The organism is Motilimonas cestriensis, from assembly GCF_021295315.1.
In the GTDB taxonomy this organism is placed as follows: domain Bacteria; phylum Pseudomonadota; class Gammaproteobacteria; order Enterobacterales; family CBDFNC01; genus Motilimonas; species Motilimonas cestriensis.
Window position 1 is genome coordinate 35633 of record NZ_JAIMJA010000015.1, and the last position, 21780, is coordinate 57412.

Genomic DNA, 21780 nt, shown 5'->3' on the forward strand with positions numbered 1-21780 from the left:
TGAATATATACCTATACGATCTGCATTTTCACCCCTGAAAACGAAATTTTGCCGTAAAAATATACGTTATTCAGCTATAACAGGCCTCAGCGGGCTGAGGTAAAGATAAAAATGGGTTGTTGTAATCCAAACTAAACTAGCGGATCTTTTGCGGTTGATTTATGCACGATTAACGGAAGTTGAACCTAGGAATATAATCGTCAAAGGTCACAATGGACGTCAATAGTTAACCGAATTATTCATGAATTGAACGGTATAGCACTGGCTTTTATCTTGTTTGGTTGTGAGATATTGGCTATTTATTATGTAGTCCAAGTGCTTTTTTTATTGATTCTTTACACACTTTAACAGCGGGCAGTCTGCTATTGGTGGGATCGTTTACAATTGTAAGCGAGATGTAAGTTAGCAGGCATGGCTTAATTGCATGGGTTATATTTTTTTGATTTTTGTTCCAGTGTATAGTTAAGTCGTTATCATGATATTTCGGGTTTAAAGTAATGTGAATGGCTAATGCGAATAGCTGATGCAGTTCTCGAGGTGGGAAACTACTTTCGATTGGAGTCTCGGAATGATTAACACCAGTTGCCTTAGGGATAAGGGTAAGGGTCAAGGAATGGCATGGAGCAGGAGTTATCACGGATGATGCGCTGTGACCCATTAGACAAAGGGCGATGTGACAGCATCGCCCTTTTTCTTTGTCTGCTGAACCCTTTATATCCTACCAAGCGTTATCTTGTCGCGTCACTAAGTTGCGCTTAAATGAAATGACTCACGGTGTCGCATTTTTATATAAAACTGAATAGTTCGCACTCGCCTGCGTGTTACATTAGCTTTGGGATTTTTAGCTATTTAAAGCGCTTTGAGTTGGCGCGATATTCAGGGATGTATGAAGTTTACCAACCGCTATATCATCTTTATTTGTCTATGCATTATCGCTTCAGCTGCGAGCGTTGTTGTGGGCGGTGCTTTTACCTTTCGTCAAATGGTGTATAAGCAGCAAGAAATTCAAATTGGCGCGGTCATTGAAGTCATCGACAAGCAGTTGGCGTCTCGCCAAGGCAGCCCAGAATTTGCCTCTTGGCTACCCAATCTGCTTCGCGCTCATGGCATTGCCAAGGTGGAAGTCGCTAATGATGATGGCATTGTCTATCGATTTAAAAGTGTGAGCGACGTTTCTGAAGATGAATTCGTGTTCTATAAATATTACCTGCAGGCACACCCTCGTTTCTATGTTGCTATTTGGGTGCAGCAGCCGTTTCGTTTACTAGATTATGGTTACAAGTCTTACTTAGGGTTGTTAATTGCATTTTTTACCGTATTCATCGGTATTATCGTGTGTATTCGTTGGCTCAAACAGCAGTTTTCTGGTGCAGAAAAGCTAGAAAAAAGAGCACGCTTAATCGCGTTAGGGCAAGTGAAAAAAAATGCTCATCGAGATTTAGAAGAGTGGCCAAGTAGTGCTGCCAAAGTGATTGATAACTTATTAGTGCAATTAAATGATGCTAAGCAAGAGCGCAGTCGCTTTGATACTTATATTCGTGCCAATGCTTTTGTGGATGATAAAACAGGGCTGGCCAATCGTTTAGCATTTGAAAATCGGCTCGATGCTGCATTGCGCGATGATAGTTCAGCGGCAGGGGCGGTGATGTTAGTTGAATTAGCGGGCTTAGGCGAGGTTAATCATGCTATTGGTGCGCTGCAAGGTGACGATATATTAATTGAAGTGGCAGGCGTGATAAAAACGTTTGGCTTACGCTTTAATGGCGCTTTTTATGCCCGTTATGCGGGGGCGCAATTTGCTTTATTGTTTCCTCAAGTATCCCTAAAAGAAACACAAGATATTGCCAATCAGCTTTGTAAAATGCTTAATAAAGTTCATTTGCCTAGTATTATTGCAGCAAATGATTTTTATTATGTTGGGGTGAGTAATTATTTTATTGGTAATAAATCCGCCCTCGTGATGGACGACGTTGATAAAGCTGTTCGTGCTGCGCGCCTAGAAGGTGCCAGTGGTTGGTATATGTTTGAGCCATCACAAGCTGCTCCCGATATGGCTAAAGGCAGTATCCGCTGGCGCTCTATTTTGCGCAATACCTTAGACAATCGTAGTATGCTATTGTTTTTACAGCCTATCTACAGTGCGGTAGATGGTCGAGAGTCAGGCCATGAAGTGATGGCGCGGCTGCGTGATGAAAAAGGCAAAATTGTTAATGCGGGTGAATTTCTACCGATGGCAGCCAAAGTTGGTATGACCATTGAGATAGACCGGGCAATGACAGAGAAAACCTTAGGTTTGTTGCGTCAGCGCGGCGAGCTTAGCTCGCCTTTAAGCTTAAATCTGTGTGCCAATACCGTTACTGAGACGAATTTTCGGCAGTGGCTACGTTATGAGTTAATGCAATTGCCAAAGCAGTTGTTAAATAAATTGATCATAGAGTTACCCGAAGAAGATATTGCCAAGCATCAAGCGCGCTTAATGCCGCCTTTGCGTGCGTTAAAAGGGTTAGGCTGTCAGTTGGCGGTGGATCATGCCGGACAGGATGTGATTAGCATGCAATATATTAAGGATTGCGACATCGATATTCTTAAGTTACATCCAAGTTTAGTGCGAGATATTCATATTCGTCCGATGAATCAAGTTGCCATTAGAAGCCTCATTGGTGGCTGTGCTGATAGCCAAGTTGAAGTGATCGCTGTCGGTGTTGAAAACGCCGCGGAATGGGACTTTTTAAAGCGTATTGGCGTTAATGCTGGGCAAGGATACTATTTTGCACCACCTAAGCAGGTGATTTAACAGCGCTATTATCGTGGTGTCTGGCTAGACTCATGGTTTTCACCTGATAAATAAGGCAAAGTTTAATCGTTAATGGTGGCGTTTTGTAGTAACAGATAATGATCCCTAGCCTGAATGGAATTAGTATCACATTTTTTAAGTGCGCCAATGACTTTTTAATTTCATTCATAGGGCTTTCATCTAGCATATAGATAACCTTTTATTACAGGTAGTTAGTTATAAATGTTTACAAAGCTGTGGCAAACTAAAGCAAGTCATTCGATCGGGGTCTATTTTCGTCCCGATATGATTGCCGTGGTAGTGATGAATAAATCTGGCCTGCAACAGCTTCATACTAAGCCAATCACCTCTTCTGAACTCTGGCCTCAGGCCTTGGCAGAAATAGTCTCGAAAAATCAACTTAAAAAAGGCCGAGTTTATGGGGTGCTGTCGCAGCATTTTTATCAACAACTGCAAATAGAGCGTCCTAATGTCGCCGATGATGAACTGACCCAGTCATTACCCTTCGCCATTAAAGAGTTGGTCTCAGAGCCGCTTCATGAATTAGTGCTGGATTATTATCAAGTGCCTGCTGTGCCTATGATGGCTGAGCGCTTAAACGTGATTTATAGCCAAAAATCGGTGATCAAACGTGTGGTAAAAAGCGTCGCTGAGGCAGGGCTGACCTTAGAGCATATTGGCATTGAAGAGTTAGCGTTGGCAAACCTGTTAACCGCGCAAGCAGAAACACAAATGTTGATCTATCAACACAGTGCCGACGATGTGCGCATTTCTGTGGTACGGGATAATGCGTTATATTTTTCTCGGCATTTACGTGGCTTTCAGTCGCTATGTCAACAAGCGCAACAAATGGATACCTTTTTATTGGAAGGCTTAGGTCTTGAGTTGCAGCGCTCGTTGGATTATGTGGTAGCACAATTAAAAATTGCCGATGTAAATCGCATCAAATTATCGCTGCCTAGCCCTTATGCTAATGAGATTGCCGAGCAAATTGGTGAAACCTTAGGCCGAAAAGTGATCGCTATACCCATGCCCGATACGCCAGAGCAAGGGGATGCTTTACCTGCGATGGCGGCTATTCCCTTTATCGGGCAGATAAATTTAGTTGCTGATGAGGTGGCTGAATGAAGACTCGGATTAACCTTTATACACAAGAGTTTGTGCCGCAACGAGTGTGGCTATCTTTGCCGCAGATGGTCTCAGTATGGGCGCTCATTTTGCTAGCCATTTTATTAACTTCTATGTGGCTAAACCATCGCCAGCAAGAGATGCAAATGCTGGCGCGGCAAAGCTCAGCCGAACTGGCCCAGCAGCAGTCCCAGTTAAGTGCCTTACAAGCTCAGTTAGCGCGGCATAAGTCATCACCTAAACTGCAAAAGCTATTACAACAACAGCAAGCCGAGCTGAGTGTGAAGCAAAAGTTATTGGCGGCGGTGGGAAGAAATGAAACCTTTAAAAATGCAGGTTTTGCCGGCGTACTGACCGATTTAGCAAAGGTTAATGACCAAGATATTCGTGTCACCGACATTAAGGTAGAGGACGGGCAAATTAGCTTAGGCGGTATTACCTATAGTAATAGTGCCGTACCACGCTGGGTGGGGAGCTTTAAAGGCACGCAAACCTTAGCGGGGCAAGAGTTTGCTTTATTGAAGGTGGTTCGCAATGAACAACAAGAAATGATTTTTGAGCTGGTTGCTGCGGCGAAAAAACCTGAGGTATCACCATGAGCTTTGGCACGCAATGGGCGCAACTTAAAGATAAAGTCCTTGGTTTGTCGATGCGTGAGCGGCTAATGATTTTTATCGCGGGTATCGTTATCTTAGTCTTTCCTTGCTACACCTATTGGTTGGATCCTATCTATCAATCCAGCTCTTCTAATGAAAAGTTACATCAGCAAAATCAACAACAAATCGGTCTAGTTCGTGGTGAAGTTGAGGTCGCCAATATCTTGCTAGCGCGTGATCCAGATGGGCCGGCAAAAAAAGAGCTTCAGATACTAAAACAGGCCGTGGCCGAGCTGGACAAACAGTTGACTGCCGGCACATTAGACCTTATTTCCGCGCAAAAAATGGCACAACTGTTAGAGCAACTATTAAGTAGTAGTCAAAAGTTAACTTTAGTAAAAGCGGAATCCGTTGCTCCAGTGCCCTTATTGCCAACGGATGGTGAGTTTAGCCAAGAAATCAATTTGTTTCGCCATGGCTTAACTTTAACCTTTGATGGTGGCTTTTTTGCGATTAAAGATTTCCTCACGGCGCTGGAGCAATTGCCGGATAAATTTTATTGGCAATCATTACATTATCAGGTTGAACAGCATCCTAATGCGCAAGTGATACTGAAAATTTATACCTTAAGTACCAATAAGGATTTTATACGTGGTTAAAGGTTGTTATTTCTTTTTATTGGCTGGTTTGTGCTTCTTATTATCTTGGGCGGTGTCCGCCGATAATCTCGTTGACCCAACTGCGCCAAAACAAACTCACACTCAGCCGCCAACATCGGTGCAAGTGGAGCAGGAGCTGCCTCAGCTGCAAAGTATCTTATTACAAGAAAAATTTAGGTCTGCGGTGATTAACAACCAAACTTATCTCGTTGGCGAAGTGGTGGCAGGTTATCGGGTTGCCAGCATTCAAGCTAATTATGTGTTATTGCTGCGTAATGGCAAAACGACCAAGTTATCAATGTTTAACGCTGATTTTTTAAAGTAGCAAGATAAGTGCTATTTCAGGGATATAAATAATGAAAAATGCCGCTTTAATGATATTTATCTTAGCCTTAGCGGGTTGCAAGACAACGGAAACCTTAGATGCAAAAGAGCAGAAAGAGGCTTTAAACCAATCCATTGATAATAATCAGCAGCAGCCAGTGGTGGCCGCACCCATTACGGTACCGGATACGGTATTAAATGAACTTTTGCCAGAAACAGATCTAACGGCAAGTCAGCAACGGGTGTATGAGAAACGCTTTCAAGTGTCGGCCAATAATGTTGAAGCGAATCAATTTTTTGGCTCCTTGGTGCAAGATACCCCTTTCAGTATGGCGATCCATCCCGGTGTTGACGGTTATATTACCCTGAACTTAAAAGACGTCACCTTAGATGAAGTGCTTTCCGTCGCTAAGGATATGTATGGTTATGATATTCAACGTAAAGGCCGCATCTATCATATTTATCCTTCAGGCATGCGAGTGGAAACTTTTCCGATGAATTACTTGTTAATGGATCGTGATGGTGCAACTAAAACCACGGTCGCCACCGGACATCTTGCCGATCAAAATAGTAGCAATGGCAACAGCACTGACTCAGGCAGTAATACCAATGGAGACACCGGTGCCAGCGCGAACGACTCAAATGGTGGCAATACTAACGGCACTCAGATTACTACGCGCACTAAGACTGCTTATTGGCAATCCCTTGAAAATGCCTTAGTTGGATTAGTGGGCAGCGATGCCGGTCGTAAAGTGGTTATCAACCCCATGGCGGGCTTGGTGACAGTGCGAGCTTATCCCGATGAGTTAAAAATGGTCGGTGACTTTTTAAAGCAAGCTGAACAGCGGCTACAGCGCCAAGTGATTCTAGAAACACAGATTATCGAAGTAGTACTTGATGATAATTTTCAACAAGGCATTACTTGGAATACCGCTAATGATGTCAGAACCAGTGATTATGCTTTTAGTAGCATCCACAAGATTGCCGATAATGTGATTCGCAATACCATTGGCGGCGGCGGGGCGCTAACGATCACTAATGGCGACTTTAGTGCGGTTATATCATTATTGGAAACCCAAGGGGATGTTAATGTCCTTTCAAAACCCAGGATCACCGCAACGAATAATCAAAAGGCGGTTATCAAGGTTGGTAATGATGAATACTTTGTCACGAATATTTCCACTACGACCGTTACGGGTAATGCTACAACCTCAACACCCAATGTTGAGCTTACTCCTTTTTTCTCCGGCATATCGTTAGACGTGACACCGCAAATAGATGGCCAAGGCGGGGTATTGCTACACGTACACCCATCGATAATTGATATTGAAGAGCAGCAAAAGAAAATCAGTTTTCGGTCTTCATCGAGTAGTGCTGCAATTGGCTCTGATGATGACTTAATTATCCCTGTGGCGAAAAGTGAGGTGCGTGAGTCTGACACCATAGTAAAAGCACAATCTAATGATGTGATTGTGATTGGCGGGTTAATGAAAACCCTAACCAAAGATTTAATATCTAAAACACCATTGCTAGGCGATATCCCTTGGTTTGGTGAACTGTTTACTAATCGCAGTAAACAAACCTTTAAAACCGAGCTGGTGATTCTACTTAAGCCGACGGTGGTGGTTGACGGAACATGGCAGCAAGAATTAGAGCGCTCTTCTACCTTGTTAGAGAAATGGTATCCAGCGGAATAATATGTATTTAGAGCATTTTGGATTGACGTCATTACCCTTTACTTTGACGCCAGACACCCATTACTTTTATGAGTTAACGCCTCATGCTGAAGCGCTCGAGGTGCTTAATGCTGCGCTGGATGGCGGCGAGGGGATCATCAAAGTGGTAGGCGAAGTCGGTACCGGTAAAACCTTACTCTGTCGTAAGGTGATGAATCAATTAGCGTCTCACTACACCGGCTTATTTCTACCTAATCCCTACCTGAGTGCTTATGAAATACGGCAAGCCATTGCGACTTGCTTAAAGCTTAAAATGGGTAATGAAGCGAATCAGGCTAACTTAACCCAAGCTATTGAGCGACGTTTAGCCTTGTTACATCAACACGGCAAAAAGCTGGTGTTGTTCATTGATGAAGCCCAAGCATTACCCGATGAAACCTTAGAAGCCATTCGCCTTTTTACCAATATAGAAACAGAAAAAAACAAACTGATCCAAGTGGTGTTGTTTGGTCAGCCAGAATTAGATCAGCGATTAAAGCAAAGCAAGCTACGTCAACTGCAACAGCGCGTGGTGTTTAGCTACGCTTTGCGCCCGTTAACCTTAGCTGAAACTAAGTTGTATATTCAACATCGGTTAAAAGTATCGGGTTATCAAGGCGAGCCCTTGTTTAATGCCAACACGGTGAAGCTAATTTGGCAAGCTAGTCGTGGTATTCCACGGTTGCTTAATATCTTATGCCATAAAGCGTTGATTGTGAGTTATGGCAAAGGTGAGCATTTTATCCCTAATACCAGTGTGCAAAGTGCCATCGAGGATACCGAAAATGTCAGGCGATATCCGCTGTGGCCTAAGTGGCTATATCTGTTAGTGCCTTTGGTTATTTTTGAATGTTATGTGGTCTTTGCTTGGCTGAGAGGCGCGGCATGAGTTTGATAAATCAAATGATTGTTTGGTTTGGGCTTAACGTTAAGCTTTGGTTTCAGCTTTGGTACTCGTTATGAGTGTAATTAATCAAATGGTTGCTTGGTTTGAGCTTAACGTTAAGCTTTGGTTTCCGCTTTGGTACTCGTTATGAGTGTAATTAATCAAATGAATCGCGACTTGGCTAAGCGTCAGCAAACAGCGGATGGCACTGATAAAGTGAGCCCGGTATTAACCACAGGCCCTTGGCTCAATACTGAGCGTATTATCAAAGGTCTGGTTATCTTAGTGATTGCAGGCCTGACCTTGTTATCGATTTATGCGTGGTTTGACGCACCTAAAGAGACTCTCCCTGTTAAGGTAGCGGCAATAGACGAAGTGGAAACAACGCCACAAACCTTGCCAACGACTGCAATGGCACCAGCAGTTGATACATTACAACCAACCTTGCCTGTCAACAATAATCAAGTTAAGGCAGCGCCAATAGACGTTAACATTGAGCAAAAGCCAAGTCTTACGCGAACGACGTTGGCTGAGCCGATAAACGTGCAAAGTAGTGATGCCAGAATCAAAGTGCTGGATACTCAAGTGGTGTTTTTATCCGAGTTGGCAATCCCTGAAACCGAGCTCGTTGAGCAAGTCGCTCAGCCCGTCATGACGACAGAGCCAGTGCTAGCAGACAGTGCCGCCGTTGCAGCAACGGCTGATATCGCAGTTATAAAATCAACACAAGTAAAAGCAACAACAGATCCGCAACAGCAAAGTGTCACTACCAGCAATGAAGTCGTTGTCGATAAAGCCACTGTCGGTATAGCGAAAGATAGCGCGCAAAATAGTACAAAAGTTGTCGTAGCAACAGCAAAGCCAGCCACCGAAATTGTTGAGACGATGCCTGTTGTCGCCCCAGTGGTTGAACACGTAATTGAAAAAACAGCTAAGCAAGTGGCAGAACCAATCGCGATTGATCAAGCAGTTGAACAAGTGGCAGAACCAATCGCCGTTAAACCCACCCCTATGGGGCCTAGTTCTTTAACCATAACTCAATCTAATTTAAGTGATGCTGAGTTGATCGCTTTGTATCAAAAGCAAGCCAAAGCGGCTAAGAGTAAGGGTGATTTAGCGAGTGCTCAATCGCGGTTAGAAAAAGCTCTCGCCATCGATCTCCGTCATCTAGAGGTGCGTAAAGAACTGGCTGCGGTGGTGTATGGCCGCGGCGATCGCACTCAGGCTATCAACTTGTTAGAGCAAGGCATTCAGCTACACCCTAGCAATGCCGATTTTAGGTTAATGCAGTCGCGAATTTATTTAGCCAATCAACAGCGAAACCAAGCCTTTCAAGTGTTAGACCAGTTACAGCCTAATGTTAGGCAAAACCAAGACTTTTACGCGACTAAAGCAGCATTAGCACAACAGCTTAATCAAGATGACAAAGCGATTATTGCTTACTTAGCCTTAGCCAAGCTTCAGCCCAAGCAGGCTAAGTGGTGGTTGGGATTAGGCATTAGCCAAGAGAAGCTGGGTCAGCAAAGGGATGCGCTGCGCAGTTATCAGCAAGCGGATTTACTTGGCGGGCTTTCGATGGCATCAATGGATTATGTGCGAGCGCGTATTGCGTTACTTCAGTAACTCAGCATAGCCAAACTTAAGGAGTTGTTTTAGATATGGCACAGCCCAAATTAAAAAAGCGTTTAGGCGACTTGCTGGTTGAAGATGGCATCATCACCGAAGAGCAATTAATGCAAGCCTTGGCCGAGCAACGTAAAAATGGCCGCAAGTTAGGGGCGACGCTGCAAAGCTTGGGTTTTATTAGTGAAGATGACATGCTGGAGTTCTTATCGCGCCAGCTGGGTATTCCGCTGATTGATATAAACCAACTGCGAATTGATAGTCAGGTGGTGGCCTTATTGCCTGAAGTACATGCGCGCCGTTTACGTGCTTTAGTGGTACATGATGATGGTAAAAGTGTCACGGTGGCGATGTCTGATCCAGCAGATTTACGCGCCCTTGACACAATTATGGGCTTGCTTTCAAACCGAGATGTGAAGCTGGCAGTTGCCCCTGAATCACAACTGATCGAATCGTTTGACCGTTTATATCGCCGCACCAAAGAAATCGCCTCCTTTGCCGAAAAACTCCAAGAAGAGCATGGCGAAGATAAGCTTGAGCTCGATATTGGCTTGTCGGGGCTAGATGGCGATGGCTCTGAAGCCACCGTGGTTAAGTTACTGCAATCTTTGTTTGAAGATGCGGTACAAGTCGGTGCATCGGACGTGCACATAGAGCCGGAAGAAAAACTGCTGCGTATCCGTCAACGGGTAGACGGCGTGCTACAAGAAAGCGTCTTAAACGAGGTGAGTATTGTTAGCGCCTTAGTGCTGCGGCTAAAACTGATGGCGGGCATGGATATCTCCGAAAAGCGTTTACCGCAAGATGGTCGCTTTAATATGTCAATTCGCGGCCACAGCATCGATGTGCGGGTATCCACCATGCCAGTGCAGTTTGGTGAATCGGTGGTGATGCGTTTACTGGACCAAAGTGCAGGTATCTTATCCCTAGAGGAAACCGGGATGCCGGCTGAATTATTGCCGCGGTTTCGTCGTCAATTACAACGCCCTCATGGCATGATTTTAGTTACTGGGCCAACGGGTAGCGGTAAAACGACCACCTTGTATGGCGCTTTGTCTGAGCTTAATGAGCCGGGTAAAAAGATCATCACGGTCGAAGATCCAGTGGAATATCGTTTACCACGGATCAACCAAGTTCAAGTTAATTCTAAGATTGGTTTAGACTTTTCCAACGTGTTGCGCACTACCTTACGACAAGATCCTGACATTCTGTTGGTGGGGGAGATGCGCGACCATGAAACGGTGGAAATAGGGTTGCGGGGCGCATTAACCGGTCACTTAGTGTTATCTACTTTACATACCAATGATGCCATTACCAGTGCGCTACGTTTAATTGATATGGGCGCGCCGGGCTATTTGGTGGCAAGCTCACTGCGCGCCATCGTGGCGCAGCGATTGATTAGAAAATTGTGCCTCAACTGTAAAAAGCCTCATGACACAGAAACCCGTGAGCGGGTTTGGTTAGAAAATCTTTCCCAGCAGTCGTTAGCAGAAGTGCAGTTATATCAAGGAACAGGTTGCCAGAACTGTAACTACACGGGCTACAAAGGGCGTTTAGGGGTGTTCGAAATGCTCGAACTAGATGAGCCGATGATGGAAGCATTAAGGCGTGATGATCCGGAAGCGTTTTCTCAAGCCGCTAAGCAAAGTGCGCATTATCGCCCCTTGGCTTTTTCGGCTTTAGATTATGCTATTCAAGGTATTACGTCGTTAGATGAGGTGCTGCGTTTAGTGGAACAAGTGGATCTCTGGCAGGACAGTGAATGATGAAAATGGGTAAATAGCCATGGCCACTTTTGAATGCTTTTGAATATAAAGGACGTGATGCCCAAGGTAGTACTAGCACTGTGAATATATTGATGAGAGTGGGTAAATAGCCATGGCTACATTTGAATATAAAGGACGTGATGCCCAAGGCAGTCCGATCACCGGGCGACTTGAAGCCAGCGATGAAGCCACGGCTGCCGATATATTATTACGTCGCGGCGTGATGCCGCTGACTATAAAGGCGGCAAAAGCAGAATCAGACTTTGATTTAAGCTTATGGCTTGAGCGTTCGATCCCGATGGATCAAATGGTGATTTTTACCCGGCAAATGTACTCGCTAACCAAGGCTGGCATTCCAATTATTCGCGCTATTAATGGTTTGGCGGACTCTACCCACAGTAAGCTGTTGCGGCGCACGTTACAGGATGTGTCTGAGCAAATGCGTAATGGTCGGCCGATGTCGGTGGCCATGCAAGCCCATCCCAAGGTGTTTAACTCGTTGTTTCTCTCTATTGTCAATGTGGGCGAAAACACCGGTCAATTAGATAAGGCTTTTTTGCAATTATCGCAATATATGGAATTGGAACAAGAGACGCAAAAACGCGTCAAAGCGGCAATGCGCTATCCCAGTTTTGTGCTGATGGCACTGGCAGCTGCCATGGTTATTTTGAATATTTTTGTGATCCCGACCTTTGCTGGCATGTTTGGTAAATTTGGTGTGGAGTTGCCTTGGTCCACTCGGGTATTAATGGGGACCTCGGCATTTTTCGTTAATTATTGGCACTATATGTTAGTGGCGACTATTGCGGCTTATTTTGCCATTAAAGCTTGGTATAACACTACTAAAGGACGCTTAGTGTGGGACCGCTATAAGCTACGTTTACCCATTGTTGGCGACATTATTAACCGAACCCTATTGGCACGTTACGCGCGCAGCTTTTCCATGATGCTAACTGCCGGGGTGCCCCTTAACTCCGCGCTTAGTTATGTGGCTAAAGCAACCGATAATGCTTATATGGAACAGCAGGTGCTGGGCATGCGGGCAGGTATTGAGCGCGGTGAAAGTCTGCTGCGCACCTCAAACGCCAGTGGGTTGTTTACTCCGTTAGTGCTGCAAATGATTTCGGTTGGCGAAGAAACGGGCCAAGTGGATGAGCTGTTACAAGAGGCGGCAGAGTTTTATGAGCGCGAAGTGGATTATGATTTAAAAAGCCTAACTGCCAAGATTGAGCCGATTCTTATCGCTATTGTTGCGGGTATGGTGTTGGTTCTGGCTTTGGGCATCTTCACTCCTATGTGGGATATGATGCGCGCATTTAAAGGCGGGTAAACTTTGTTAGTCGCTTTATTTACAGGTGTTAATCCTTCTAAAGGTGGCGGATTAGCGATGTTGTGAGGAGCTATAGTGAAGAATAAAGAAGTGCTCGACCAGTTGTTACGTGGTTTTGGTTTTAAGGAAGTGATGATAGTTATTGTTATGTTGTTGGTTGGCTATTTTTTATATTTATATCAACAGCAGCAAGTTGTCATCAATGAAACCAGCTTAGCTTTGAGTGCGAATCAGTTTGCCCAGTCCAGTGGTGAAATTCACTTGCAATGGCTTCGAGAAGGTAAGCCCAAGCAACTGAAATGGCGAAATAAAAGCGTCATGTTAAACCTTTATGGTTGGCCGGAATCTGTCACAGCTAACAAAAATGGCCTAAATTGTGCTTTACTATGGCAAGGGTTATTAGATACAGATATGCTGATTAATAACGAACCAATACAGGTAAAAGTATTAGGCGATAATCAAGGCGTTGATAGTGGATGCTTGTATTATTTGCCTGAGCAAAGTGGTTTTGAATACTGGGCTAAGACAGGTTTGATTAAGCAAAGATTAATTGATAGCACGTTATAATGCTGTGATTATATTTGTGCTAGGTCTTTTAAGATTTTTCTGGCAATGGGGTTTGAATGACTAAACACTCGGGGTTCTCACTTATCGAGCTAGTGATTGTGGTTGTTGTGTTAGGCATTTTAGCCGTCACTGCCTTGCCTCGCTTTTTAGATGTAACCGAAGAAGCGAAAAATGCCAGTGTTGAAGGGGTTGCTGGTGGTTTTGCTACGGGGGTATCGTTAACGCGTGCGCAGTGGGAAGCTGTTGGTCGCTCGAAAGAGGCAGCTAAGAATGTGGTGATTTATGATGGCACTAAGTTGTATTTAACCACTCCGACCAATACGGAGATGACAGCAGGTACGGTTTCACCGGGTTATCCGATGACCAATCAAAATGAAGATGTCACACCTGCTTCACTAACACCTGCTAAATGTGAATCGATTTGGAACTCCATTTTACAAAACCCGCCACGTATCGCCAGTAGCTTTAGCGATGTTAGCGGGCAAGGTGATTTTTACAAATTCTATGTCACTACAACCAATGGTGGTACGGATACCAGCTGTTTATTCTATTTAGTAAATAGCTTGGATAAAGGCTCGGATGGCCTATATACGGATCCCGGCTCGGATACCGGAAAATTTAAAAACTTTACCTACAAACCGGCAACGGGTCAGGTAGCGGCAAATATTAATTAAAAAATAATTTTGAAATAAGGGGTTACTATGAAAAAGAACTTAACCAAGCAGTCTGGTTTTACGCTGATTGAATTAGTTATTGTGATTATTGTATTAGGTATTTTGGCAGCGACCGCTGCACCTAAGTTTATTGATTTGCAGTCGGATGCTAAAAAATCAGCATTAAATGGCTTGAAAGCGGCCTTTGAAGGCGGTGCGACCTTGACTTATAGTAAGGCTGCCATAGCTGGTAAGGAAAAAGTTGGTGATACTACTGTTAGTATAAATGGTGTTGATGTTGGGATTGCATATGGTTATCCGAAAGCTAATGAAACAGAGCTGAAAAAGGCTGTTGATTTAAGTACTGGCGATTGGGCTTTCGGTACAGCATCTGGCTCACCAGCCTCTATTGAAATTTATGCTGTTGATACCCCAAGTGCATCTGTTGCTACCTGTAGCGTTAAATATACGCAAGCAGCAGCCTCAAATGCTCGCCCAACAATTGCTGCGACCAGCACTGGCTGCTAATTAGCCATGCCATGGCCAGCCAAGGGCGATTTATTTTAACCTCTAAAACCACTGGCTTTACTTTGGTAGAGCTGGTGATAGTGATTATTTTAATTGGCGCTTTGGCGGCCTTTGCTTTACCTAAACTGCTGTCCTCTGGCAGTTTTGAAGATTATACCGTGCGCGACCAACTTGTCTCTCGTTTACGTATTTCCCAATTACAAAATATGAATGCCGATCCCAGTCCTAACGCGGCGGTTAATGCCTGTTACTGGACCGTGGTGCAAGTGTCTGCTGCGGGGCGCTGTATTTATTCCCTCGAAACGGCGCGTAGCGGTGCGAGTTGTACAGCCCCTGCTGCAAGTATTTCATGTGATGCTAGTGCGCCTGAGCATCAAGGCGATCCTTACGATTTGGTGGGTTTTTCTAGCAAGGTGACTATTAGCCCAGCCAATTACCTATTCGATTATCACGGCATTGAGCAAGTGGGTTGTGGCAATAGCTTTCCTTGTGATATCAACATTAGCTCAGGTAATAACTTAAGTATTCGCATTGAACAGCAGGGATATATTCATGTGCCCTAAGCCAGCATTAATTCGATCAATCACTCAACTGGGCTTTACCTTGGTCGAGCTGGTGGTTGGCATTGTGGTGATGGCAGTGGCTTTCACAATTCTTACTACTCTGTTGGTAACGCAATCGAGAGAGAGTATCGATCCCTTGCATCAAATGCGCGCGGCGGAGTTAGGGCAAAGTATTTTAAATGAAATTGTATCACGATCTTATGACCAGTATTCAGATCATAACGGTGGCTTATATCGCTGCGGTGAAATTTGGTGGCAAGGCGATGCCAATGTCAGTGGCAGCAGCTGGTTTGATCAAGCGAATCAAGGTTGGGTGGCGTGGGACGCCGATCCAAATGCACAAATCGTATTATGTTCAACAAGTTTGGGGCCTGAAACTGGTGAAGTGAGGGGCGGCGGTGAAAACACCTTTAATGACGTGGATGATTATATAACCCCTTATGTTAATGCCGTTAGTTTTGGTGATGCCTTAGGTCAGCCACTTAATGGCGTTTACCAAAATTTTCAGCTGAAAATTGATGTTGTGCGCGATCCCAGTTTTGGCGGGGGAGCCGATACGGCAAAGCGGATTGATTTAACTATTTTAACCCCCAGTGGCAACGAACAGTTATTTAGTGCTTATCGGGGGAATTACTAATGAGGAGTCAATGGCAACGAGCCCTTCATGGCACTCAGCGTGGTTTTACCTTGGTTGAGTTGGTGATTGTTATGATCATTCTTGCCGCCTTGGGTATTGCGGTCACTAATTACCTTGGCTTTGGCACTGAACTGTATCGCGATGTCGCAGAGCGAGAGAAAATCCTTAATAGCGCTCGATTTGCTATGGAGCGATTAAACCGAGAGATCCGAGGCTCTTTGCCTAACAGTCAGCAAATTAGCAACAATGGCAACTGCTTACGTTTTGTTCCGGTCGTGGCCAGCAGCAGTTACCTTGATCTGCCTGTTAGCCCTGATGCGCCAGCGGCGGTGGTCAAGGTGTTTGCATTTGACCAATATTCTTTTAGTGCTGAGCACAAGGCTGCTGTTTATGCCTTAAGTAGTGATGATATCTACAGCGCCAGCTCAAGCACGGTATTGCCCGTGACGGGTTATACTCGCGCTGCATCGGGCAGTGATGTAGATGAGTTAGCACTTGCTGCGGCGTCACTTTGGCCTTTACCGTCACCCTCGCAACGCATTTATATTGTTACTCGCCCAGTGCGTTATTGTGTGCTCAGTAATGGTGATTTACAGCGTGAAGAAATGCGCTGGGCCAGTGAAACGCCGCCCGAGCAAGTCATCAGCTCCAGTTTAATGGCGCAGGGCATAAGGTTATTACCGGTTACTGCTGCGGATTATCAGCCGCCGTTTGCTGTTACCGAGGCCACTTTAAGCCGTAATAGTGTGGTTAAGTTGTTTTTGAATTTTAGCCGCGACAATGGCGCAGAATCTTTGGTGTTTCATCATGCTATTCATATCCAAAATGTGCCTTAGTGCGCAAGCATCGCGCCAGCAAGGCAGCACGATAGTGATCGCGGTGTTTATTATTGTGGTGATGTCGTTATTAGCTGCCGCCTTAACCCGCATGTTGCAAGATTCACAACAAGGTATTGGCTATGAAGTGTATGGCACCCGTGCCTATTTAGCGGCCAACGCTGGGATAGAGCAAGCGTTTATTCGTTTATTTCCGTTAGGCGGCGGGGTGGGCAGCTTTTGTGCGGATCCTGATGATCCTCCCGTTATTACCTTACTGGATCTATCCAGCCAAACTGCTTTTCATGGTTGCGTAGTGACTTATGAGTGCCAAACATTAGCAGATAGCACGCGTAAGCTATATCAAATTGACAGCGTGGCCGAATGTGATGCCGGTGAGTTTGTCACTCGACGTAAAATCCAAGCGCAAGCAAAGGAGATTTAGATGCGGAGTTGGCTCAGATGCTTGGTTTATTTTTCTTTTTTGCTGATACAGTCTCAGGTTTGGGCCGATACTACGCTTTATGGCGGCATGACAGTTGGTGATGGCAACGATGCTATCGCCCCTAATGTGGCTGTGTCGCAGAGCAATGGCGGTATTTCACCTACTTATCAGGCCCATTACCCCATTCACTTTAAAATAACTGCTGCCTCGCCTATTTCCCAAGTGAAGTTATTAAATGCCAGTGCAACCATTGAGCCGGCGGTATTGGTGATATGGGATGCATCGGGTAACCAGCTGTATCGAGGTATTGCTAACTTAGGCAATCACACATTTAATATTTCTGGCTTAATCTTAGCGCCGGGAGATTATCAGCTGTTTGCTTGGGGCCAATGTTTGCAGGGTCAAGGTCGCGAATTCAGTAATAATTGTAACGATTGGGATGAGCTGTCTTACCGCAATATTGAACTTGTGGGCGCGCTGTCGGATGATATTGCGCTAATTCAGCGTCAGCATATTGGACCGACCAATAATAACGATGGCTATACCGGCAACTCCTTATTTCCTAATGCTGGCTCAGCTAATCCATTGGATGTTAGCTTTGCATTAACCACAGTGTCTAACTTCACCAGTATCACCTTATACAATTTACGTAACCCTGATAATACGCAAGCAGAACTGTTGTTGATTGAGCCAAATGGCACTTCTCACCAAATTGGTTATATCTCTGGTAGTGGTGATGTGGTGGCAACAAACCCAGTATTAAGTAGTTTAGATTTTGCTCCCGGCCAATATGTGTTGCGCATCAATGCGCTTAATGGATTTGATATTTCTTGGGATGACATTGTCATCGATTTTACTAGCCGAATTTCGACCTTACCTTTATGTGAAGATGTGTTTAATGGCGCCGTTAATGCCACCAGTTCAGATGTGCTTTATATCCCACCAAATAATGGCGCTGATGGTGACTTTGATCGCCTGACTAGTGCCGCCGATGAAACATTGGCAGCTCGGGACTATTTCTATGGCCGTGGTTTTGTCCAATTTGCTAATGATAGTTACCAGCTAGCAAACAACAGCGCGACCACGCGGATGTTGTTTACGAGTAACTTCTCTACCTTTGCCTCCAATGGCACCATTGTTTTAAACAATAGCAACTTGGCAGAAAATCTATTAATAGCGACTAAGGCTAACGTTGAAATCGGCGCTGATACCACGGTAAATGGTTTTATATTTGCGGAAGGAACCATCAGTATTGCGCCGGGCGCGGTAGTTAATGGTGCCATTGCCGCTGCTGGCCAAATAAGTAATAACGGCACGGTGAACTATCGCCCTGATGCGATTGCTAACACGGACTTTAATGGTATGTGTCGCAATGCGCCACCAGCAGTTCAGCAAGAAATTCAGTATGGGCAAGTGGCGCTGGGGTCGGTGACTTTTGATGTACCATTTAGTGCTAAACCTTTAGTGTTTGTGATGCCTAACTTGGATACGTCAGATCCTGATAACGATGGCCCTGCGACGTTACAAGTGACCAATGTCACTGCAACGGGCTTTACTGTCGCACAAGTTAGCCCGCCAACGCGACATGGCGGGGTGGCTAAGCCGATGAGTCGAGTCGATTATGTTGCTGTGTTGCCTGGTGTGACACTTTTGCCTGATGGTAATCAAATATTAGCTGGAATAGAGCAAGTCAATGCGGTGCAACGAGGTCAGCAAGGAGGCAGCTGGAAAACCATTGATTTAAGCGTGGGGGCATTTATGCAAGCGCCGGCCGTATTGCTACAAAGGCATAGCTTTAATAATAATTGTTGGTTAACGGCTACAGGGCAAGTGCCCAGTATCAACGCATTAAGTGCATTTGATGTGGCGCTTGAAGCATCGGGCGTATTTGATGCCTCGGGCGGTGGAACTTGTGTGCCAGCAGGTGTTCCGTTATCCAGTTTGCAAGCCGAAGAAGTGCAATGGCTAGCGGGTACTGGGGTAGGTAGCTTTATCCAAAATGGCGATGAGGTGCGCTACGAATTTGGTTTTGCCGATAACCATAACTCGGGCTCAAACGGTCTTGATCTTAGTGATCAGTGCGTCAACTTAAATAACTTGCAGCAAGATTACTTCACTCCTCCTTTGCTTATTGCCAATAAGCGTACTCGTAATGGTGGTAATGGCGGCTGGGCAAGGCGATGTGAGATCAGCCGCTTGCAGTTTGGTATGGCAGTGGATGCTGATTTATACACAGATATAGAGCGTAAGCATCAGCAAGAGAGCTTTTCTTACTTTGCCATTACTAATAATGGCCCAGCGTTAACGGAAAGTTTAGAAATGATTACCGAGGTGGACGCGTTAACTTGTGAAGCGCATAGTATTAAAGTTCGCGCGTTAAAAGATGGCCGACTAAATACCCTTTATACGGGGTTGGTACAATTAAGTACTAGCAGTAATTTAGGTCGTTGGCAGCTGGTCGATGGTGCGGGGACTTTGTTACCCAATCCGACCTTAGATAACGGCTTAGCCAGTTATCAGTTTGTCACGGGTGATAGTGGCGAGGTGGAATTAAGTCTTTTCCATCAACAAGGTGGCAGCGTTACAGTCACCGCTGAGAATATCAGTAATGGCACCCTAGCCAGTGCTAATGTTGACTTTAGGCCTTATGGCTATCAAATTGATGCTGTTGACAGATCTGGGCCCGGTGCGGGCCAATATCATTACAGTAATAAACCTTTTCAAGTGACCTTAACTGCCGTGGGGAAAGACCCTAATACTGGCAGTTGTGGGGTGATTGCAGAGTACACTGGCGACCAGCAGGTTAAGCTTTGGTCTAGTTACGATGCGCCTGCCCAAGTGGCCGGCACCAGTGTCGAAATTAACCGCCAAACCATTGCTAAAGATGCGCTAAATGCGGTTGAACAAACCATTAATTTTACCTCTGGGGTAAGTGCGCCTATTACGGTCAATTATCCTGATGCTGGGCGAATATTACTGTCGGCTCGAGATGATGTGGGGTTGGGCGCGCCGACCATTGGTGTTGATGATGAAATTATTCAAGGTGGTCAGCTGTTCACCTTTAGCCCAAGGCTGCTTAGGGTTAAAACTGACTCGGTCATTGGTTATTTACGTGATGGTAGTAATGAAACCAGCGTGGCCAATGGTGTAGCAACGGATGATGGCTTTATTCGCGCGGCTTTGCCACCAGACGGAATAGATTTTACTACTCAACGTAGTTATGACACTTTTGAACTGAAAGTGGATGCGTTAATTGATTGCAGTGATGATCCAAATAATCATTGTGCTACTCAGCCGATTGCACGCAGCTTTTATCATGAGTTACAACTCTCTCATGACGTCATTCTCCCGACCTCGCCATTGCTTGGCGACGTGACACTCAGTGGGCGTAATATCAGCTCTGAACGTTATCCTATGCAGCCTGCAGAGTTAGGCTCGGCGCATATTCAGCACCTTGCTTGGAGTGAAGTCGGTAACTTGTCATTGCAGGTTGATGCGAGAGACTATTTAAACGATTCTTTAGCGCAATTAGCTACTCCTATTACAGCTGCAACACAGCAAATTGGGCGCTTTTTCCCCGCTTTTTTATTAGCTGATAGTATGTTGGCACTACCTGCCTGCCAAGCTGGCGGATTTAGCTACCTTGATCAACAAGCCATCGCCCTTAGCCTCACTTTAAGTGCTTATAACCAAGGTGTAAGCCCGAATGTGGTCAGTAATTATGACACGGCTAAAGGTTATCCGACTGCGAGCGATACCAATCAAAACTGGGATTGGTCGGTTGCCAATAATGCCAGCGTGTTGGTTCAAGCTGATTCAAGCTCACGTTTAATGATCAACTCACATCCGTTTGAGTGGCTGTCCGGTCAGTTCAGACTATCCGCTGAGCCGATTGGCTTGGCTAAGCTGAATCCTCATGGCGTTGACGGGCCGTTTGTTAGCGAAGCGCCTTTTTCGCAGGCGGCGTTGCAGTTGGCGGTGATGGGTAAAGACGGTGAGCAGCTGCAACAAGATGCTAATACCCTTTGCAATAATGGCGGCGCAGCAGGCGTTTGTGAATTAGGCAATTTAGGTAGTATTTATTATGGCCGTCTTGCGGCCCAGTCGCGCCATGGCAGTGAATTGGCTGATTTACGGGTGCCTTTGGTGCTTGAGCGGTACAACGGCAGTCAATTTGAGCCCAATACCCTAGACAGTTGTACTGCGTTAACTTATCAGCCAGCCGCTTCCATTCCGGTGGCTGAGTTCAATTGGGCGGTTGATAGTAATGATGATGGTTCATTAAATCAGGGCGGCAATGAAACCCCGATCCCCATCGCGAACAAAAGCAGCGCAATAAAGATGCTAAATGCCCAGGGGGTCAATGGCGAAATGAATATGTTATTTGGCGCGCCGTTGGCGCGTGGACAATTCTCTTATGCCATAGATCTTAACCCTGCGTCTGGCAATACTTTGTGCTGGTTGAGATTCGATTGGAGTGGCTCTGGTGAAATAACCAACAGCTGTGGCACTGGGAATAGCAATAGCTGTTCTGACGAGATGATCAGTGGTGTTACCTCTGCGCGATCTAATGATTGTGCAAGGGGTGAAGTGACCTTTGGTTTGTATCGTGGGAACGATCGCATTATTTATCGCTTAGAAGTGAATAATTAACCTTTTGAAGCTTTATGAAGAATAATTAACAAAAAGCATTAAAAAGCCATATTTTCTATCTTTTACACCGTCTTAATGGGGGTTTTGTTAATTCGAAA

The 21780-nt window shown here is 45.2% G+C and carries 18 protein-coding genes; all 18 read left to right on the forward strand.

The features are described 5' to 3' along the window. Positions 1–886 precede the first annotated feature (886 nt). A complete protein-coding gene (locus tag K6Y31_RS14565; protein WP_233053691.1) occupies positions 887–2794 on the forward strand; it encodes an EAL domain-containing protein in 1908 nt (635 codons plus the stop codon). Positions 2795–3016: 222 nt separating this feature from the next. Beyond that, entirely contained in the window at positions 3017–3922 is a 906-nt protein-coding gene (locus K6Y31_RS14570; RefSeq protein ID WP_233053692.1) for a type IV pilus biogenesis protein PilM, read from the forward strand. After that, entirely contained in the window at positions 3919–4521 is a 603-nt protein-coding gene (locus K6Y31_RS14575) for a PilN domain-containing protein (RefSeq protein WP_233053693.1), read from the forward strand. The genes K6Y31_RS14570 and K6Y31_RS14575 overlap by 4 nt, the downstream gene beginning before the upstream one ends. Next, complete coding sequence (locus K6Y31_RS14580) at positions 4518–5177, forward strand: hypothetical protein (protein ID WP_233053694.1); 660 nt, start codon at positions 4518–4520, stop codon at positions 5175–5177. The genes K6Y31_RS14575 and K6Y31_RS14580 overlap by 4 nt, the downstream gene beginning before the upstream one ends. Next, positions 5170–5502 carry an MSHA biogenesis protein MshK gene (locus K6Y31_RS14585; protein ID WP_233053695.1) on the forward strand — a complete coding sequence of 111 codons (333 nt, stop codon included), beginning with the start codon at positions 5170–5172 and terminating at the stop codon, positions 5500–5502. The genes K6Y31_RS14580 and K6Y31_RS14585 overlap by 8 nt, the downstream gene beginning before the upstream one ends. Before the next feature lie 31 nt (positions 5503–5533). Then, positions 5534–7198: a pilus (MSHA type) biogenesis protein MshL gene (mshL, locus tag K6Y31_RS14590; RefSeq protein ID WP_233053696.1), complete on the forward strand. Its 1665-nt coding sequence runs from the start codon at positions 5534–5536 to the stop codon at positions 7196–7198. Position 7199: 1 nt separating this feature from the next. Further along, positions 7200–8105 (forward strand): ExeA family protein, encoded by a 906-nt coding sequence (locus K6Y31_RS14595; protein WP_233053697.1) that lies wholly within the window; start codon positions 7200–7202, stop codon positions 8103–8105. 144 nt (positions 8106–8249) lie between these two features. Continuing rightward, complete coding sequence (locus K6Y31_RS14600; protein WP_233053698.1) at positions 8250–9725, forward strand: tetratricopeptide repeat protein; 1476 nt, start codon at positions 8250–8252, stop codon at positions 9723–9725. A gap of 35 nt (positions 9726–9760) precedes the next feature. Continuing rightward, on the forward strand, positions 9761–11491 hold the full coding sequence (locus K6Y31_RS14605; protein WP_233053699.1) for a GspE/PulE family protein: 1731 nt from the start codon (positions 9761–9763) through the stop codon (positions 11489–11491). A 112-nt stretch (positions 11492–11603) separates the two neighbouring features. Beyond that, positions 11604–12821, forward strand: coding sequence for a type II secretion system F family protein (locus K6Y31_RS14610; protein ID WP_233053700.1), 1218 nt, complete (start codon positions 11604–11606; stop codon positions 12819–12821). A gap of 75 nt (positions 12822–12896) precedes the next feature. Then, complete coding sequence (locus tag K6Y31_RS14615; RefSeq protein ID WP_233053701.1) at positions 12897–13388, forward strand: hypothetical protein; 492 nt, start codon at positions 12897–12899, stop codon at positions 13386–13388. A 56-nt stretch (positions 13389–13444) separates the two neighbouring features. Further along, positions 13445–14062, forward strand: a complete 618-nt coding sequence (locus K6Y31_RS14620; RefSeq protein WP_233053702.1) for a prepilin-type N-terminal cleavage/methylation domain-containing protein — start codon at positions 13445–13447, stop codon at positions 14060–14062. A gap of 27 nt (positions 14063–14089) precedes the next feature. Next, positions 14090–14569 (forward strand): pilus assembly FimT family protein, encoded by a 480-nt coding sequence (locus K6Y31_RS22345; protein ID WP_282560186.1) that lies wholly within the window; start codon positions 14090–14092, stop codon positions 14567–14569. An 11-nt stretch (positions 14570–14580) separates the two neighbouring features. Next, the gene (locus tag K6Y31_RS22350) at positions 14581–15132 is read left to right on the forward strand and encodes a type IV pilin protein (RefSeq protein WP_282560187.1); all 552 of its coding nucleotides are present in this window, start codon (positions 14581–14583) and stop codon (positions 15130–15132) included. Next, positions 15122–15769, forward strand: a complete 648-nt coding sequence (locus K6Y31_RS14635; RefSeq protein WP_233053703.1) for a type IV pilus modification PilV family protein — start codon at positions 15122–15124, stop codon at positions 15767–15769. Before K6Y31_RS22350 ends, K6Y31_RS14635 begins: the two co-directional genes overlap by 11 nt. Beyond that, the gene (locus K6Y31_RS14640) at positions 15769–16605 is read left to right on the forward strand and encodes a PilW family protein (protein WP_233053704.1); all 837 of its coding nucleotides are present in this window, start codon (positions 15769–15771) and stop codon (positions 16603–16605) included. Before K6Y31_RS14635 ends, K6Y31_RS14640 begins: the two co-directional genes overlap by 1 nt. Further along, positions 16577–17029, forward strand: coding sequence for a hypothetical protein (locus tag K6Y31_RS14645; protein WP_233053705.1), 453 nt, complete (start codon positions 16577–16579; stop codon positions 17027–17029). Before K6Y31_RS14640 ends, K6Y31_RS14645 begins: the two co-directional genes overlap by 29 nt. Then, positions 17030–21682, forward strand: coding sequence for an H-type lectin domain-containing protein (locus K6Y31_RS14650; protein ID WP_233053706.1), 4653 nt, complete (start codon positions 17030–17032; stop codon positions 21680–21682). Positions 21683–21780 lie beyond the last annotated feature (98 nt).

Bases quoted from the DNA above. Each gene is read 5' to 3' on its own strand.
- K6Y31_RS14565 (WP_233053691.1), top strand. From the start codon at position 887: ATGAAGTTTACCAACCGCTATATCATCTTTATTTGTCTATGCATTATC.
- K6Y31_RS14570 (WP_233053692.1), top strand. From the start codon at position 3,017: ATGTTTACAAAGCTGTGGCAAACTAAAGCAAGTCATTCGATCGGGGTC.
- K6Y31_RS14575 (WP_233053693.1), top strand. From the start codon at position 3,919: ATGAAGACTCGGATTAACCTTTATACACAAGAGTTTGTGCCGCAACGA.
- K6Y31_RS14580 (WP_233053694.1), top strand. From the start codon at position 4,518: ATGAGCTTTGGCACGCAATGGGCGCAACTTAAAGATAAAGTCCTTGGT.
- mshL (WP_233053696.1), top strand. From the start codon at position 5,534: ATGAAAAATGCCGCTTTAATGATATTTATCTTAGCCTTAGCGGGTTGC.
- K6Y31_RS14595 (WP_233053697.1), top strand. From the start codon at position 7,200: ATGTATTTAGAGCATTTTGGATTGACGTCATTACCCTTTACTTTGACG.
- K6Y31_RS14600 (WP_233053698.1), top strand. From the start codon at position 8,250: ATGAGTGTAATTAATCAAATGAATCGCGACTTGGCTAAGCGTCAGCAA.
- K6Y31_RS14605 (WP_233053699.1), top strand. From the start codon at position 9,761: ATGGCACAGCCCAAATTAAAAAAGCGTTTAGGCGACTTGCTGGTTGAA.
- K6Y31_RS14610 (WP_233053700.1), top strand. From the start codon at position 11,604: ATGGCTACATTTGAATATAAAGGACGTGATGCCCAAGGCAGTCCGATC.
- K6Y31_RS14620 (WP_233053702.1), top strand. From the start codon at position 13,445: ATGACTAAACACTCGGGGTTCTCACTTATCGAGCTAGTGATTGTGGTT.
- K6Y31_RS22345 (WP_282560186.1), top strand. From the start codon at position 14,090: ATGAAAAAGAACTTAACCAAGCAGTCTGGTTTTACGCTGATTGAATTA.
- K6Y31_RS22350 (WP_282560187.1), top strand. From the start codon at position 14,581: ATGGCCAGCCAAGGGCGATTTATTTTAACCTCTAAAACCACTGGCTTT.
- K6Y31_RS14635 (WP_233053703.1), top strand. From the start codon at position 15,122: ATGTGCCCTAAGCCAGCATTAATTCGATCAATCACTCAACTGGGCTTT.
- K6Y31_RS14640 (WP_233053704.1), top strand. From the start codon at position 15,769: ATGAGGAGTCAATGGCAACGAGCCCTTCATGGCACTCAGCGTGGTTTT.
- K6Y31_RS14645 (WP_233053705.1), top strand. From the start codon at position 16,577: ATGCTATTCATATCCAAAATGTGCCTTAGTGCGCAAGCATCGCGCCAG.
- K6Y31_RS14650 (WP_233053706.1), top strand. From the start codon at position 17,030: ATGCGGAGTTGGCTCAGATGCTTGGTTTATTTTTCTTTTTTGCTGATA.